The organism is Devosia sp. 1566, assembly GCF_004005995.1.
GTDB lineage: Bacteria > Pseudomonadota > Alphaproteobacteria > Rhizobiales > Devosiaceae > Devosia.
Window position 1 is genome coordinate 1 of sequence record NZ_CP034767.1, and the last position, 14,709, is coordinate 14,709.

The 14,709-nt window shown below is 63.7% G+C and carries 11 protein-coding genes; 7 read left to right on the plus strand and 4 right to left on the minus strand.

The features are described from left to right. The first annotated feature begins 213 nt into the window (after nucleotides 1-213). The 5 genes from dnaA (at nucleotide 214) to ELX51_RS00025 (ending at nucleotide 9,616) form a co-directional block, all read left to right on the plus strand. On the plus strand, nucleotides 214-1,686 hold the full coding sequence (gene dnaA, locus ELX51_RS00005; RefSeq protein ID WP_127755116.1) for a chromosomal replication initiator protein DnaA: 1,473 nt from the start codon (nucleotides 214-216) through the stop codon (nucleotides 1,684-1,686). 187 nt (nucleotides 1,687-1,873) lie between these two features. Continuing rightward, nucleotides 1,874-2,995, plus strand: coding sequence for a DNA polymerase III subunit beta (gene dnaN / locus ELX51_RS00010; protein WP_127751581.1), 1,122 nt, complete (start codon nucleotides 1,874-1,876; stop codon nucleotides 2,993-2,995). Between the two features lie 64 nt (nucleotides 2,996-3,059). Next, a complete protein-coding gene (gene recF, locus ELX51_RS00015) occupies nucleotides 3,060-4,178 on the plus strand; it encodes a DNA replication/repair protein RecF (protein WP_127751582.1) in 1,119 nt (372 codons plus the stop codon). A 107-nt stretch (nucleotides 4,179-4,285) separates the two neighbouring features. Then, nucleotides 4,286-6,739 carry a DNA topoisomerase (ATP-hydrolyzing) subunit B gene (gene gyrB / locus ELX51_RS00020; protein ID WP_127751583.1) on the plus strand — a complete coding sequence of 818 codons (2,454 nt, stop codon included), beginning with the start codon at nucleotides 4,286-4,288 and terminating at the stop codon, nucleotides 6,737-6,739. A gap of 330 nt (nucleotides 6,740-7,069) precedes the next feature. Further along, nucleotides 7,070-9,616, plus strand: a complete 2,547-nt coding sequence (locus tag ELX51_RS00025; RefSeq protein ID WP_164854679.1) for a PBP1A family penicillin-binding protein — start codon at nucleotides 7,070-7,072, stop codon at nucleotides 9,614-9,616. Between the two features lie 15 nt (nucleotides 9,617-9,631). Here the strand turns inward: ELX51_RS00025 and ELX51_RS00030 are convergent, their stop codons facing one another. After that, on the minus strand, nucleotides 9,632-10,387 hold the full coding sequence (locus tag ELX51_RS00030; protein WP_164854680.1) for a SprT family zinc-dependent metalloprotease: 756 nt from the start codon (nucleotides 10,385-10,387) through the stop codon (nucleotides 9,632-9,634). Between the two features lie 90 nt (nucleotides 10,388-10,477). Continuing rightward, nucleotides 10,478-10,921: a DUF2852 domain-containing protein gene (locus tag ELX51_RS00035; protein WP_127751586.1), complete on the minus strand. Its 444-nt coding sequence runs from the start codon at nucleotides 10,919-10,921 to the stop codon at nucleotides 10,478-10,480. Nucleotides 10,922-11,064: 143 nt separating this feature from the next. Here ELX51_RS00035 and ELX51_RS00040 point away from each other — a divergent pair, with 143 nt between their 5' ends. Further along, complete coding sequence (locus ELX51_RS00040; RefSeq protein ID WP_127751587.1) at nucleotides 11,065-12,378, plus strand: ActS/PrrB/RegB family redox-sensitive histidine kinase; 1,314 nt, start codon at nucleotides 11,065-11,067, stop codon at nucleotides 12,376-12,378. Between the two features lie 51 nt (nucleotides 12,379-12,429). After that, nucleotides 12,430-12,981, plus strand: coding sequence for an ActR/PrrA/RegA family redox response regulator transcription factor (locus ELX51_RS00045; protein WP_127751588.1), 552 nt, complete (start codon nucleotides 12,430-12,432; stop codon nucleotides 12,979-12,981). 3 nt (nucleotides 12,982-12,984) lie between these two features. Here ELX51_RS00045 and ELX51_RS00050 read toward each other — a convergent pair whose 3' ends face one another. Together ELX51_RS00050 and ELX51_RS00055 are read right to left on the minus strand one after the other, a co-directional pair. After that, nucleotides 12,985-13,473, minus strand: coding sequence for an MmcB family DNA repair protein (locus ELX51_RS00050; protein ID WP_127751589.1), 489 nt, complete (start codon nucleotides 13,471-13,473; stop codon nucleotides 12,985-12,987). Then, nucleotides 13,466-14,650 (minus strand): MFS transporter, encoded by a 1,185-nt coding sequence (locus tag ELX51_RS00055; RefSeq protein WP_127751590.1) that lies wholly within the window; start codon nucleotides 14,648-14,650, stop codon nucleotides 13,466-13,468. The genes ELX51_RS00050 and ELX51_RS00055 overlap by 8 nt, the downstream gene beginning before the upstream one ends. Nucleotides 14,651-14,709: the final 59 nt, after the last annotated feature.

Here is a 14,709-nt window from a genome sequence, read left to right on the forward strand (position 1 = left end):
CGCCGCCAACGATACTTCTTTGCGTCCACAGCTTTGGGACGCAATGGCGAAGCTTTGGCTGCGGAGACCCTCCGCCGCCATAACAAACCAGGCCGACCCGATCTTGCGGACGGGGCGGCAACACGAATGGGGCACCAGAATATGAAGCAGCAGATTGCCGCCGGAAGAGCAGATTGGGACCGATCCAACGCTTCTTCCTTTTCGTCGACCAGCATGGGCGAGGTGTCTGCCGTGAACGAAGCCGAGTTTCCCTCAGCCGATCAGCGTCAGCTCTGGAACCGGGTCCGTGCCCGCCTCAAAACTGCGGTTGGCGAGGATGTGTTCACCTCCTGGTTCGCCCGCCTCGAACTCGAGGAAATCGCCGGCGAAGTGGTGCATCTGTCTGCCCCCACCCGGTTTCTCTGTTCCTGGGTTCAGTCCAATTATGCCGATCGCATTGTGGAAGCGTTCCGCCTGGATGATGAAGCGATCACCCGGCTCCAGGTCACGTTGCGCGTCAATGGCCAGCCCCGCCAGCGCCCGACCCTAGTGGCTGAATCGGCGCCCGCCGAAAGCGCCGCCGCTGCGCCCGCGCAGTCGCCACAGCCCTCGGCGACCGTGACGCGGATTGGCCGCGAAGCTCCCGCCCCCAAGGGCGATGCCCTTTCGGGCAGCGGCATCGATCCGCGCATGACCTTCGATACATTTGTCGCCGGCGCCGCCAACGAAATGGCACTGGGCGTTGCCCGCCAGATCGCGCAGGCCGCCGCCAATGACACCGTGACCTTCAACCCGGTTTACATTCATTCCACCGTGGGCTTGGGTAAGTCGCACCTGCTCAATGCCATCGCCCATGCCACCCAGCAGGCCGATGCCACCAAGAACATCGTTTACCTCACCGCCGACCACTTCATGTACCATTTCATCACCGCCGTGCAGCGCCAGTCCGCGCTCGGCTTCAAGGAATGGTTGCGCCGGGTCGATCTGCTGCTGATCGATGACATGCAGTTCCTGCAGGGCAAGTCGGCTACCGAATTCGGCCATACGCTGGGTACGCTCCTGACGGGCGCCAAGCAGGTCGTCGTGGCCGGCGATGCGCCGCCGCGCGATCTCGAAATGCTCGACGAGCGCGTGCGCTCGCGCCTTTCTGGCGGGCTGGTTGTGCCCATCTCGGGCTTTGACGTGGAACTGCGCCGCTCCATCGTACAGCGCCGCGCCGATCAGGCGACCGCGCGCTTTGGCATGCATTTCCCCGCGCCCGTGCTCGATTATGTCGCCCGTGCCGTGGTCAGTCATGGCCGCGATCTTGATGGCGCGGTCAACCGTCTGGTGGCCGCCAACCAGCTGACCGGCGAACTCATCACCGTGCCGCTGGCCGAAAAGACCCTGGGCGACCTCATCCGCACCCATGACGCCAAGCGCGTGCGCATCGAGGACATTCTCAAAATGGTGTCGCGCCACTACAAGGTGCCGCGCAACGAATTGCTGTCCGCGCGCCGCTCGCGCGATGTGGTGCGGCCGCGCCAGATCGCGATGTTCCTTGCCAAGGCCCTGACCTCGCGCTCGCTGCCCGAGATCGGCCGCCGCTTTGGCGGGCGCGACCACACCACCGTGCTCCATTCGGTGCGCAAGGTCGAGCAGATGATCAAGGACGATGTGGAACTCGCCCAGGAAATCGAACTGCTCAAGCGCATGCTTGAGGAATAGGACGGCCTGGCGTGAAGTGAGTTGCGGCGAGGCTTTGAGGTCTCGCCGTACTTGTTTTGGGGCAATGGGCCAGCGTGTCGCGCTCCCGGGCCTTGCCAATCGGTTCACAAATTGTAAATGTCCAAACCCGCCTCGCCGGGGTGTTGGCTGGCCCGATCAGCCGCGTAGTGCTTTGGAAGTTGTTGCCATGAAGATTACCCTCGAACGCAATCATCTGCTCAAGTCGCTGAGCCATGTGCATCGGGTGGTTGAACGGCGCAACACCTATCCAATCCTGGCCAATGTGGTGTTCAAGGCCGCCGAGGATGCGGTTGAACTGCGCGCCACCGACCTTGATATCGAGGTCACCGAAAGCGTGCCCGCGATGGTCTCGACCCCGGGCACCACCACGGTTCCGGCCCATACGCTTTATGAAATCGTGCGCAAGCTCGCCGATGGCGCCGAAGTGCGGCTTGAAACCGAAGGTGGCGAGCAGATGCTGCTGACCTCCGGGCGATCGCGCTTTCACCTGGCATGCCTGTCGCCCGACAGCTTCCCCGATCTCAAATCGGGCGCCTTTGGCCACGAATTTTCTATGCCGGCGAGCGGCTTGCGCGAGTTGATCGAGCGCACCCAGTTCGCCATTTCCAACGAGGAAACCCGTTACTACCTCAACGGCATTTACCTGCATGCCGTGGAATCCAGCGCCAACGGCCCGCTGCTGCGCGCAGTCGCGACCGATGGTCACCGCCTGGCCCGCGCCGAAATGCCCGCGCCCGAAGGCGCCCAGGGCATGCCCGGTATCATCGTCCCCAAAAAGACCGTGGGCGAAGTGCAAAAGCTGCTCGACGGCGTTGATGGCGAGGTCAAGGTCGAGGTGTCCGACACCAAGATCCGCTTCACCGTGGGTCCGGTCGTGCTGCTGTCCAAGCTGATCGAGGGCACCTTCCCCGATTATGATCGGGTCACGCCCAAGAACAACGACAAGCAGATGAATGTCGATCGCGCTTCCTTTGCCATTGCGGTGGATCGCGTTTCCACCATTGCGTCGGATCGCGGCGGCAAGGCGGTCAAGCTTTCGGCCAAGGATGGCCTTTTGGAATTGTCCGTCACCAATCCCGATCACGGCACAGCCAGCGAAGAACTCGCGGTGGAATTCGACACCGATGGCTTCGAGATCGGCTTTAATGCCCGTTACCTCTTGGACATTGTCGGGCAGATCCGCTCGGAAAGCGCCGTCTTCATGTTCAATGATGCGGGCTCGCCGACCCTGGTCAAGGAAGAGGGCGAGGCCAGCGCGCTTTACGTGCTGATGCCCATGCGGGTCTGAGCGGCATTCACAAGTTGAGCATTGATGCGGAGCCGATGGCTCCATTGCTCCTGCGGGGTCATCGATGATCCGCCACCTGTCGCGCCTGCGCCTGACGGCCTTTCGCAACTACACTGCCGCTGCGCTCGATCTGGATGGTCGCCATCTGGTTCTGACCGGCTCCAATGGCGCAGGCAAGACCAATCTGCTTGAGGCCATTTCCCTGCTGTCGCCCGGGCGCGGGCTGCGCCGGGCAACGTTTGACGCCGTGGGCGAGCAAGGCTCCGATACGGGTTGGGCAGTGGCCGCGACGGTGGAAACCGAAGCCGGACCCACCGACATTGGCACTGGCGCGTCCCCCGGCGATTCCGGACGCCGGGTGCGCATCAATGGCGCCAATGCCCGCTCGGTCGAGGCGATGAGCGAGTATCTGCGCGTCCTGTGGCTCACCCCTGCTATGGATGGGCTGTTCTCGGGCCCCGCCAGTGACCGCCGCCGCTTTCTGGATCGCCTCGTGACCACGCTGATCCCCTCCCATGGCGCGGCGGTGTCGGACTACGACAAGGCGATGCGCCAACGCAACCGGCTGCTTGAAGAAGGTGGCGATGTTCGCTGGCTGGGCGCCATCGAGGCGCAGATGGCGGAGTTGGGCGCCTCCATTCACCTCGCCCGAGTCGACAGCCTCGAGCATCTGCAAACCCTCATCGCCCATAGCCTTGAGGACGAGAGCTTTCCGGCGGCCGATCTGGCGTTGACCCCGCTCTGGGAAGACGGGCCGGCACCCACCGTTTCAAGCGAGCTCGAAACGTCCTTGGGTGAGCTCTGGCTGGGCTCGCGCGGCCTTGATCGGGCGGCCGGGCGCACCATATATGGTCCACACCGTCTGGATCTCGAAGTGACCTATCGCCAGAAGGGCATGCCGGCCGCCTTGGGCTCGACTGGCGAGCAGAAAGCGCTGCTGATCGGCCTCATTCTGGCGCATGCGCGCCTGGTGCATCACCGCACCGGCATCACGCCATTCCTGTTGCTGGACGAGATTGCCGCGCATCTGGATCCAGATCGCCGCCGTGCGCTGTTTGGCGCTCTGGACGGTCTGGGCACGCAGTGTTTTCTCACCGGCACGGACAGTTTGCTGTTCGCCGATCTGGGCGAGCGGGCCCAGGCGGTAACGGTGCGCGACGGGCGGCTCCTCACGGAGCGCTAAAGCCCGGACTCACCTGCCGATTTGCGCTATATAGACCCATTCGACTTGGGGTTGACGCCCCAGTTGGATACAACAGTTTCACTCCCTAACGACTTGATTCGGACCCCATGACCGACAGCGAAAATTCCGTTCCCAACGAATACGGCGCCGATAGCATCAGGGTGCTTAAAGGCCTCGACGCGGTGCGCAAGCGCCCGGGCATGTATATCGGGGACACGGATGACGGCTCGGGCCTGCATCACATGGTCTACGAAGTGGTCGACAACGCCATCGACGAGGCACTGGCCGGCCATGCCGACCTTGTAACGGTCACGCTGAACGCCGATGGCTCGGTGACGGTGATCGACAATGGTCGCGGCATCCCGACCGACATCCACAAGGAAGAAGGCGTTTCGGCGGCCGAGGTCATTATGACCCAGCTGCATGCCGGCGGCAAGTTCGACCAGAACAGCTACAAGGTTTCGGGCGGCCTGCATGGCGTGGGCGTGTCCGTGGTGAATGCCCTCAGCCAATGGCTCAAGCTCAAGATTCGTCGCGACGGCAAGATCTTCGAGATGAGCTTCACCCATGGCGATGCCGATGGTCCGCTCCAGCAGACCGGCACCTATGTGCCCGACAAGCAGCCCGGCACCTATGAAGGCCGCTCGGGCAGCGCCATCACCTTTTTCCCGTCGGACCAAACCTTCACCATGGTGGAGTTCGACTTCAAGACGCTCGAGCACCGCTTGCGCGAACTGGCCTTCCTGAATTCCGGTGTACGCATCCTGCTCAATGACCTCCGGCATCCCGAGCCGGTCAAGGTCGAGTTGTTTTATGAAGGCGGCCTCGAGGCCTTTGTGCGCTATCTCGACAAGGCCAAGACGCCGGCGATCGACCACCCCATCACCATGATCAGCGAAAAGGACGGCATCACCGTCGAAGTGGCGCTGCAGTGGAACGACAGCTACCACGAAAACGTGCTGTGCTTCACCAACAACATCCCCCAGCGCGATGGCGGTACCCACCTTGCCGGCTTGCGCGGGGCGCTGACGCGCCAGGTCACGAGCTACGCCGAAAGCTCTGGCATCAGCAAAAAGGAAAAGGTGACCGTTACCGGCGACGATACGCGCGAAGGGCTGACCTGCGTGCTCTCCGTCAAGGTGCCCGATCCCAAGTTCTCGAGCCAGACCAAGGACAAGCTTGTGTCCTCCGAGGTGCGCCCGGTGGTCGAGAACATCGTCAATGAAAAGCTCGGCCAGTGGTTCGAGGAGCATCCCAACGAAGCCAAGATCATCGTTGGCAAGGTCGCCGAAGCTGCCGCTGCACGTGAAGCCGCCCGCAAGGCGCGCGAATTGACGCGCCGCAAGGGTGCGCTCGAAATCTCCTCGCTCCCCGGCAAGCTTGCCGACTGCCAGGAACGCGATCCGGCAAAATCCGAAATCTTCATCGTCGAAGGTGACTCGGCCGGTGGCTCGGCCAAGCAGGGGCGCGACCGCTCCAACCAGGCGGTGCTGCCGCTGCGTGGCAAGATCCTCAATGTGGAGCGCGCGCGCTTTGATCGCATGATCTCGTCCGACCAGGTCGGCACGCTGATCACGGCGCTGGGCACCGGCATTGGGCGCGAAGAGTTCAACGCCGACAAGCTGCGCTACCACAAGATCATCATCATGACCGACGCTGACGTGGACGGCGCCCATATTCGCACGCTGTTGCTGACCTTCTTTTATCGGCAAACGCCCGAACTGCTGGAACGCGGCCACATCTATATCGCCCAGCCCCCGCTTTATAAGGCCAAGCGCGGTCAGTCCGAGCAGTATCTCAAGGACGAGCGGGCGCTCGAGGACTATCTCCTGGCGGCCGGCCTGGACGATGCCGTGTTCACCACCAGCGCAGGCGTCGAGCATGGCGGGCATGATCTGCTCTCGATCCTTGGGCAGTCGCGCGACATCGTGCACGCCATCGCCAATCTCAACACCCGCTACAACCGTAGCCTTGTTGAGCAGGCCGCTATCGTTGGTGGCATGGACCCTGAGGGTCTCGCCGATCCCGAGCGCGCCGCCGCGACCGCCAAGCGCATTGCGGGGCGCCTTGATCGCATCTCCGATGAGCTCGAACGCGGCTGGATCGGTGAACTGGCCGATGACGATGGCCTGACCTTCTCGCGTACCGTGCGCGGCGTCACTGAGACGCACCGCCTCGATCCGGCACTGCTGGGGAGCGCCGATGCGCGGCGCCTGCGGCAACTGGCCGAGCGGCTCGACGAACTCTATGCCGGCATGCCCACTCTGACGCGCAAGGGCGAGACGATCCCGATCTTCGGGCCGTCCTCGCTGTTCAATGCCGTTACCGATGCCGGCCGCAAGGGCGTGTCGCTGCAGCGCTACAAGGGACTGGGCGAGATGAACGCTGAGCAGCTCTGGGAAACCACGCTTGATCCCAATGCCCGCACCCTGCTCAAGGTGGAAATCGACAAGTCCGACGAGGCCGACAGCGTGTTCACCGCCCTGATGGGTGATCTGGTGGAGCCGCGCCGCGATTTTATCCAGGACAACGCGCTCAGCGTCTCCAATCTGGACGTTTGACCTGGCTGATGGCGGGGTGTCGCAACCCCGCCACAGCGCCGGGAAATCGGCTGTTATCACATAAACCGGCCACATTTTGCCGGGACAAGCAAAGTCGTGTGGACGCGCGGCAGCACCCCGATTGGGCGGGCGCCAGGTGAGCGGCCAGACCAGCATCTCTTTGCCAGGCAAGCGCATTGCGCGATACCGGGCCGGGACACCGTTCAGGGTTCAGATTTGATGGATTTCCGCATCACCGCCGATGACCGTGTCGGGGCTCAGCCTGGCAGGAAAGCCAAACCCGCGCCGCGTTCCGCCTCAGCCAAGAGCCGGGAACGCGTCGAGCCTTCAATGGGCCGCTCCGTTGGGGTGTTTGTGGACGATGAACGCACGGGCGGGGCCTCACCCGGGCCCAAGGGCGCCAAGCGCCCGGCGCAAAAACGCGGCAAGGCAACGCCACCCCGTCGCCCCGGCAAGCCCAAGCGCCGTCGTTCGGGCGCGGGCGGCTTTCTGATCGGCGTGCTCCATTGGGGCTTTGTCTTATGCCTTTGGGTCGGCATCGCCATCGCCGGCGTCGTGGTTTACTACGGCGCGCAACTGCCATCCTCTGACACCTGGGCTGTGCCGGATCGGCCGCCCAATATCCGCATCCTTGCCGCTGACGGGCAACTGATTTCCAATCGCGGCCAAACCGGCGGCGAAGCCACCGTGCTACGTGAGCTGCCGCAATATGTGCCCGCGGCGCTGCTCGCCATCGAGGATCGGCGCTTTTACGACCACTTCGGCGTCGATATTGTCGGCCTTGCCGCCGTGGCGGTGGAAAGCCTGCAGGCTGGACGCGTCACCCGTGGCGCCTCGACCATTACCCAGCAGCTGGCCAAGAACCTCTTTCTCACCCCCGACCAGACAATTGGGCGCAAGGTGCAGGAAGCGCTGCTCGCCGTGTGGCTCGAGCAGAACTATTCCAAGGACGAAATCCTCGAGCTTTATCTCAACCGCGTGTTCTTCGGCCACAATTCCTATGGCATCGAGGCGGCGGCGCAGACCTATTTTGGCAAATCCGCCCGCAATCTGTCCCTGGGGGAAGCGGCCATGCTGGCCGGTTCGCTCCAGGCGCCATCTCGCCTCAATCCCAAGTCTGATCCTGCCGCCACCTCGGCGCGACAAAAGCTCGTCCTCAGTGCCATGGCCGAAGAGGGTTATATCACCCGCGAGGAGGCCCAGGCCGCCCAGATCGATCCCGATCAGACCATCCGCACCAAGGTGGCCGGCTCGGAATCCTATGTCGCCGATTGGGTGGAGTCATTGATGACCGCCTATATCGGTGAGATCGAAGGCGATGTGGTGGTCTCTACCACGGTCGACTGGGACCTGCAGAAGCAGGCCGAGTTCATCGTGCGTGAGGCGGTGGCCAATGAAGGCCCCAAGCGCGGCTTCACCCAGGGTGCGCTCGTGGCCATGGATGTGGATGGTACCGTTCGCGCCATGGTGGGTGGCGTGGATTACCAGGCCAGCCAATACAACCGCGCCGTCACGGCCAAGCGCCAGCCCGGCTCGACCTTCAAGCCATTCGTGTATCTCGCGGCCATGGAAAAGGGCTACACCCCTGATACCCTCGCCGAGGACGCGCAGTTCGAATATCAGGGCTGGAGCCCGCGCAATGCTTCGGGCAAGTATGCCGGCACGGTAACGCTGCGCCAGGGCCTGGCTTATTCGCTCAACACCATTGCCGCACGGCTCGCCATTGATGTCACGCCCCAGGCGGTGATCGATACCGCCATGCGGATGGGCATTTCCTCGCCACTGACGGCGGTGCCCTCGATTGCGCTCGGAACCCAGGAGGTGAACTTGCTTGAGCTCACTTCCGCCTATGCACCCTTTGCCAATGGCGGCATGGGCGTGATCCCCAATGTGATCACCCGCATCGAAAGCAAGGACGGCGAGGTGCTTTACGAGGCCAGCACTGCCGGCCCGGGCCGCGTTATTGCCCCCAATATCCTGGCCGAAATGAACGACATGCTCAAAACCGCCGTGGAAGTGGGCACCGGCAAGGGCGCCAACCTCAATGGCTGGCCTTTTGGGGGCAAGACCGGTACCAGCCAGGAATCCAAGGATGCGCTGTTTGTCGGCTATACCGCCCGCATGGTCACTGGCGTGTGGCTGGGCAATGACGACAACACCAAGACCACGCTGTCCGGCGGCAATGTGCCGGCAGCGATCTGGAGCCAGTTCATGACCAAGGCCCATGAAGGGCTCGAAGTGGCGCAGATACCAGCCGGTTCCGGTGAGGCCAGCGGCGCCGGGGGTGCGGTCTCCAGCCAGCCGGTCGCCCAGCCGGTTTATGATCCCCAAACCGGTCAGCAAGCCGTCGACCCGACGACCGGTCAGCCCATGGTGCAATATGTGGATCCGGCGACCGGCGAGCCGGTGGACGGCTTTGCTGAAGCAGCTTCTGCTCCCGCGGCGCAGATCGATCCCACTACGGGCCTGCCGGTCGATGCTGGCCAATCGGCTCCGGCTATCGATGCGGCTACCGGCTACCCCGCCGGCACCATCGTTGACGCCTCGGGCCAGCAGATCGATCCTGCCACGGGCTATCCCGTGGGCGAGGCAGCTCCAGGCTTTGACAACACCCCGATCGATCCTGACACCGGCATGCCCATGCAGCTGGTGGTGGATCCGGCAACCGGCCAGGAGGTTTGGGTCCCGAGCCAGCCCGCGCAGCAGGCCCAGCCGCAATGGCAACAACAGCAGCCCCATGGCATCCAGCCGCCGGGCGACTTTGTAGCGCCCCAGCCGGTGGAAAGCTTCGCGCCGCCCCAGCCGGTGCAAACCCAGCCCGCCCCCAGTGGCGAGCGCAAGCCGCGCACGCTGATGGACATGATCTTTGGTGGTTGAGCTGGTTCTTCGGGGCTAATTGGCGCGAAACGCCATCAGCTCGCGGCCATGGGTCTTGAGCCAGGCCCGGCCGCGATCCATCTCGGGCAGGGTGCGCTTGACGGTGGCCCAAAAGGCCGGAGAATGGTTCATCTCCACTAGGTGAGCGACCTCATGGGCCGCCACATAATCGAGCACGAAGGGCGGCGCGAGGATCAGCCGCCAGTTGTAGTTGAGGCTGCCGCTCGATGAGCACGAGCCCCAGCGGCTGGCCTGGTCGCGCATGGTGATCGAGCGCACGGTGACCCCGAGCCCGGCGGCATGGTGGGCGCTGCGCAGCTTGAGCTCGCGCGCCGCCTCTTCCTTGAGCCAATCAACGAGCCGGCGGGCGCGGTGCGCCGGCTCTCCTGGCACAAACAACACTTTCTCCCCATCCTGCTCGCTGATCTCGACCCGGCCGCGCAGCTTGCCCGTGGCAATGATCCGGTGCGGGATGCCGCGCAGGGGCACCAGCACGCCATCGGCAAAACTGACCGGCCCGGTTGTGCCATCGAGCCGTTCGGCCAGCCAGCCGGTTTGGCGCTGCAAAAAGGCTTCGGCGTCGCTCCAGCGGCCGCCGGGCGGCAGGGTCAGCACCGGCGTGCCGTCATGGGGAATGGACAGGCGATAGGAGCGCGCGCGGGCATGGGTGCGCACGGCAACGCTCACGGTGCGATCGGCAATCCGGATCTCGGTCGAGGGAGGGATTTTGCTTTTAAAGAACAGGGCAGTGGTCCGCAGCGAATCAGCCACGCCCAGACTAGCGCGCCCGCCAGCCACACCCCAAGGAAAAGGCGCCTTCCTCGCGGAAGACGCCTTTGCTAATGCGGTCCCGGGCAGGGCTTAGCTGCCCCAGTTGGCCGTGTTGTTGTCGCCATAACCCTGGCGGGTGCCGTTACGCTCGCTCATGAAGCGGTCGAACTCTTCGCGGTCCTTGGCCTTGTGCAGATTGGCCATGTATTCGCGAAAGGCCTCGATCTCTTCGTCGAGCCGGCGACGCTCTTCCTCAAGCCGGCGCAACTGCTCGCTGCGATACTCGTCAAAGGCGGCATTGCCGCTCGAGGACGCTGCAAAGCCACCGCTAAAGCCAGCCGGCTTGTTGGAGGAAACAAAGGAGCGAGCCTTGTTCCAATAGGCCTGGGCCTTTTCAGGCGAGCCGCCAAATTTTTCACCCCACAGGATATAGCCAAGAACGGCCAGACCCAGGGGCCAGAAGATGATAAAGCCTAGAACCATCAGGGCGATGGTCAGGGGGGACCAAGCCGGTTTGATAAGGGCAGTGTTCATGTTTCGCATTCTCCCAGTCACAACAGGGAATACGTGGTCCCCTCGGGCGCAGGATCAAGCATGACGGACCAAAAATTTTGTCTTGAATCATACGCCCGCCATTCCCATGCGCTATGGAGGGGTTTCCCCGGGAGGCGCGCGCCATGAGTTCAGTTGAAACGGCCGACGGGCTGCTGCGGCCTTCCACCTGGCGCCGGCTCCGGCTTGAAACTCTGGTCTTGCTGCGCTGGCTAGCCCTTGCCGGCCAAACCATTGGCGTGTTGTTCGTGGCGTTCGGGCTGGGCTATCCGGTGCCGCTAATGGAATGCGCTGTGTTGATCGGGCTTTCCGCCGCGCTCAATATCTGGCTCGTCTTGCGCTTTGGTCCCGCCCACCGGCCCACCTCACTCTTTATCGCGAGCCAGATCGCCTATGACTGCCTGCAGCTTGGCGGCCTGCTGGCGCTGACCGGGGGGCTGCATAATCCCTTTTCGGTGCTGCTGCTGGCCCCTGTATCGGTCTCGGCAACCACTTTGCCGCGCCGCGACACGCTTCTCATCGCGCTTCTCGCCGCCCTGATCGCCTCCATACTAGCGGTCTGGCACCTGCCGCTGCCCTGGAGCCCCAATGAGCGCATTGTTTTCAATCGCATCTATGTGGTTGGCATCTGGGTCGCCATTATCTGCGGCCTGACCTTCATTACCTTTTATATCAACCGCGTCGCCCATGAAGCCCGCCAGATCGGGGACGCCCTGGCAGCAACCGAGTTGGCGCTGTCACGACGGGAGCAACTTTCGGCCCTTGATGGACTTGCCGCCGCCGCTGCCCATGAATTGGGGACGCCCCTTTCCACCATTGCTCTTGCCGCCAAGGAGATGCGGGCCGAAGTACCAGCGGGCAGTGATCTGGCCAGTGACGTGGAATTGATCATCAGCCAGGCTGCGCGCTGTCGCGCCATTCTCTCTAAATTGCGCAATCTTGGCAGCGAAGGCGGCGATCCCTTTGCGGCGGCGCCCCTGACCGATCTGTTGTCCGAAGTCGCTCGTCCTCATGAGGCGCTCGGCAAGACCATCCTGTTTGATGTGGACGGTGCGGGTGGTGAGCCTCCGGTGTTCCAGCGCAGCGTCGGTCTGCTATATGGCCTGGGCAATCTCATTGAGAATGCCACCGATTTCGCCCGCAGCACTGTTCGTGTCGGCGTCCGCTGGGATGCTGACAGCGTGTGCGTGACCATTGCCGATGATGGGCCCGGTTTTGCCCCCGAGCTGATCGCCCGGCTGGGCGAGCCTTATCTCACGACGCGGCCGCGCGATCCTCAAGGCAGCGATGCCCATCAGCCAGGGGGACTTGGGCTCGGCATTTTCATTGCCAAGACGCTGCTGGAGCGCACGGGCGCACGGCTCGAATTTGCAAATGCTGACCCAGAAGGGCACGCCCAAGTAACCATTGTTTGGCCACGTTCAGCCGTGGAGGGCTGAAACGGCCGCCGGGCTTTTGCTTTTTGCGCCTGCAATACCTAAATAAGGCGCATGAGCACGATTGAAGAACTTTTGGCCGCCGATTCCAGCTTGTTGCTGGTGGACGACGATGCCGCATTCCTGCAGCGCCTCGAGCGCGCCATGGCCCGGCGCGGCTTTGACGTCCGCTCCGCTGGCTCGGTTGCCGAAGGGCTTGCCGCAGTGGCCGAACGCGCCCCGGCCTATGCGGTGGTCGACTTGCGGCTCGAAGATGGCAATGGCCTTGAAGTGGTCTCGGCTCTCCACCAGCAGCGTCCAGATGCCCGGGCCGTGGTGCTGACCGGCTATGGCAATATCGCGACGGCGGTGACGGCGGTCAAGCTCGGTGCTGTGGACTACCTCTCCAAGCCCGCCGACGCCGACGATGTCATCAATGCGCTGCTGGCGACCGGGGAAGACAAGCCCGAGCCGCCGGAAAATCCGATGTCGGCCGACCGGGTGCGCTGGGAGCATATCCAGCGCGTCTATGAACTATGCGACCGCAATGTTTCGGAAACCGCGCGGCGTCTCAACATGCACCGCCGCACGCTGCAGCGCATCCTCGCCAAGCGCGCCCCACGCTGATCTCTAGTCGAGCCGGCCGAGGCCGCGCTCGCTCCTGAGGGCCGGATCCATCAAGCCGTGGATCCGCTCGGCGCCCAGTCGCGCCAATTGCAGCAACAGCGCCCGCCGCCGCGCCGGGGGCAGGGGCGTATCGGGGCTCGGACGCAGCACCGCTCCTTCATGCCCATCGGCCACGATCAGCCCTTCGCTCTCCGGAAAGATCTCGGCTTCCAGTTCAGGCGGCTTGGCAAAAAAGAACCGATCGGAAAACGCCCTGTATTCCGGCCATTTCGTATCCACCTGAAAATCCTGCAGGCTCGATTTGATCTCGACGATCCAGATCTCGCCCTTGGGGCCGACCGCCAGCACATCGGCGCGCCGGCCATTGCTCAATGGCACTTCGGCATAAGGGGCCATGTTGTAAACGTCGCGCAGCAGGCGCATCACGCCGCGCTGCACCCGCAGGGCCGTGGGCGATTGGCGCCCATCGACAATGGGGGGCAGCTCAGCCATGGGGCGCGGGCGCCGGCGCGCCCGTCACGGGCAGCACTGCATTGCGAGTGGAAAGGGCGCGCACGGCCAGCAGGCCCGCGGCGAGCACGGGCAGGCAGATCAGGTAGGAATTGCGGATGCCCAGATATTCAGCCACGAAGCCCAAAAGGGGCGGGGCGAGGAAGAACACCACAAAGCTGATCTGCCCCAGCGCCGCAACATTGACCGCCGAGGGGCGGTCGGTGCGCTGCGCGGCGGCCGAAACGGCCAGCGGATAAACGGCGCTGCAGCCAATGCCCATCAGGGCAAAGCCCGTCAGGGCCAACCCCGGCGAGGGCGCAAGGCCAACCAGCAGGGTCCCGCAGGCGGCAAGCCCAAGCAGGATGGTCGCAACCAGCCTCGGCCCCAGCCGCTCGACCACGGGATCGACGGTGAGGCGCGTAACGGCCATGAAGAAGGAAAAAAGCGTGAGGCTGAGCCCGCCGATAAAGGGCTCCACTGCAAACACATCGCGCATATAGATGGCCGACCAGTCGATGCCCGCCCCTTCAATGAGGAAGGCGGCAATGCCGATGATGCAAAGGGGCAGCAACCCCAGGGTCGGGAAGGCAATGCGCGGCGTGTCGCCCTGATGCCCGTCAGTCCGGCGCGGTGCACTGCGCATGCCCGCGATCATGTAGCCGCCAACGCCCAGCACGACGAGCGCGATCAGCGCCAGATGCAGCTGCATCGAGAGCTGGGACTGGCGCACCACGGCGCCGAAGAGGGCGGTGACGAAAAAGCCGGCGCTCCAGAACCCATGGGCGCGGTTCATGAACCGCTTGCCATATTGCGCCTCGAGCCGGTCGATCTCGACATTGAGGTTGATCTCGAGCGCACCCGACAGCAGCCCCGTGCAAAAGAACACCGCAAACACGGCCGGCGCGACGCCCAGCCAGGGTACGCAGGCAAACAGCAGCGCCGGGCCCAGAACGGTAATGAAGGCGGTGGTCCGGGCGCCCAGCCGGTCAATCAGCGGCGCCGACAGGGTCAGCGACAGCAGCGAGCCAATAGACATGCCGATCAGCGTCAGCCCCAGCTGGCTTTCCGTGACTCCCAGCGCGTGCTGCAGGTCGGGCAACCGCGACAGGAGCGCCCCCGTGGTCAGGGCAAACAGGAAAAAGCAGGCATAGATACGGTGCTGTGGTGCAATCGACATGGCGTGAACTAACTCGGTATGCCCGGCAATTCAGCGCGAGAATGGCGCTGCCGGCCTGC

What these genes read in the sequence shown, in the direction of transcription:
- gyrB (WP_127751583.1), top strand. Translation starts at nt 4,286, where the DNA reads ATGACCGACAGCGAAAATTCCGTTCCCAACGAATACGGCGCCGATAGC.
- ELX51_RS00035 (WP_127751586.1), bottom strand. Translation starts at nt 10,921, where the DNA reads ATGAACACTGCCCTTATCAAACCGGCTTGGTCCCCCCTGACCATCGCC.
- ELX51_RS00025 (WP_164854679.1), top strand. Translation starts at nt 7,070, where the DNA reads ATGGGCCGCTCCGTTGGGGTGTTTGTGGACGATGAACGCACGGGCGGG.
- ELX51_RS00055 (WP_127751590.1), bottom strand. Translation starts at nt 14,650, where the DNA reads ATGTCGATTGCACCACAGCACCGTATCTATGCCTGCTTTTTCCTGTTT.
- ELX51_RS00050 (WP_127751589.1), bottom strand. Translation starts at nt 13,473, where the DNA reads ATGGCTGAGCTGCCCCCCATTGTCGATGGGCGCCAATCGCCCACGGCC.
- recF (WP_127751582.1), top strand. Translation starts at nt 3,060, where the DNA reads ATGATCCGCCACCTGTCGCGCCTGCGCCTGACGGCCTTTCGCAACTAC.
- ELX51_RS00045 (WP_127751588.1), top strand. Translation starts at nt 12,430, where the DNA reads ATGAGCACGATTGAAGAACTTTTGGCCGCCGATTCCAGCTTGTTGCTG.
- ELX51_RS00040 (WP_127751587.1), top strand. Translation starts at nt 11,065, where the DNA reads ATGAGTTCAGTTGAAACGGCCGACGGGCTGCTGCGGCCTTCCACCTGG.
- dnaA (WP_127755116.1), top strand. Translation starts at nt 214, where the DNA reads ATGGGCGAGGTGTCTGCCGTGAACGAAGCCGAGTTTCCCTCAGCCGAT.
- dnaN (WP_127751581.1), top strand. Translation starts at nt 1,874, where the DNA reads ATGAAGATTACCCTCGAACGCAATCATCTGCTCAAGTCGCTGAGCCAT.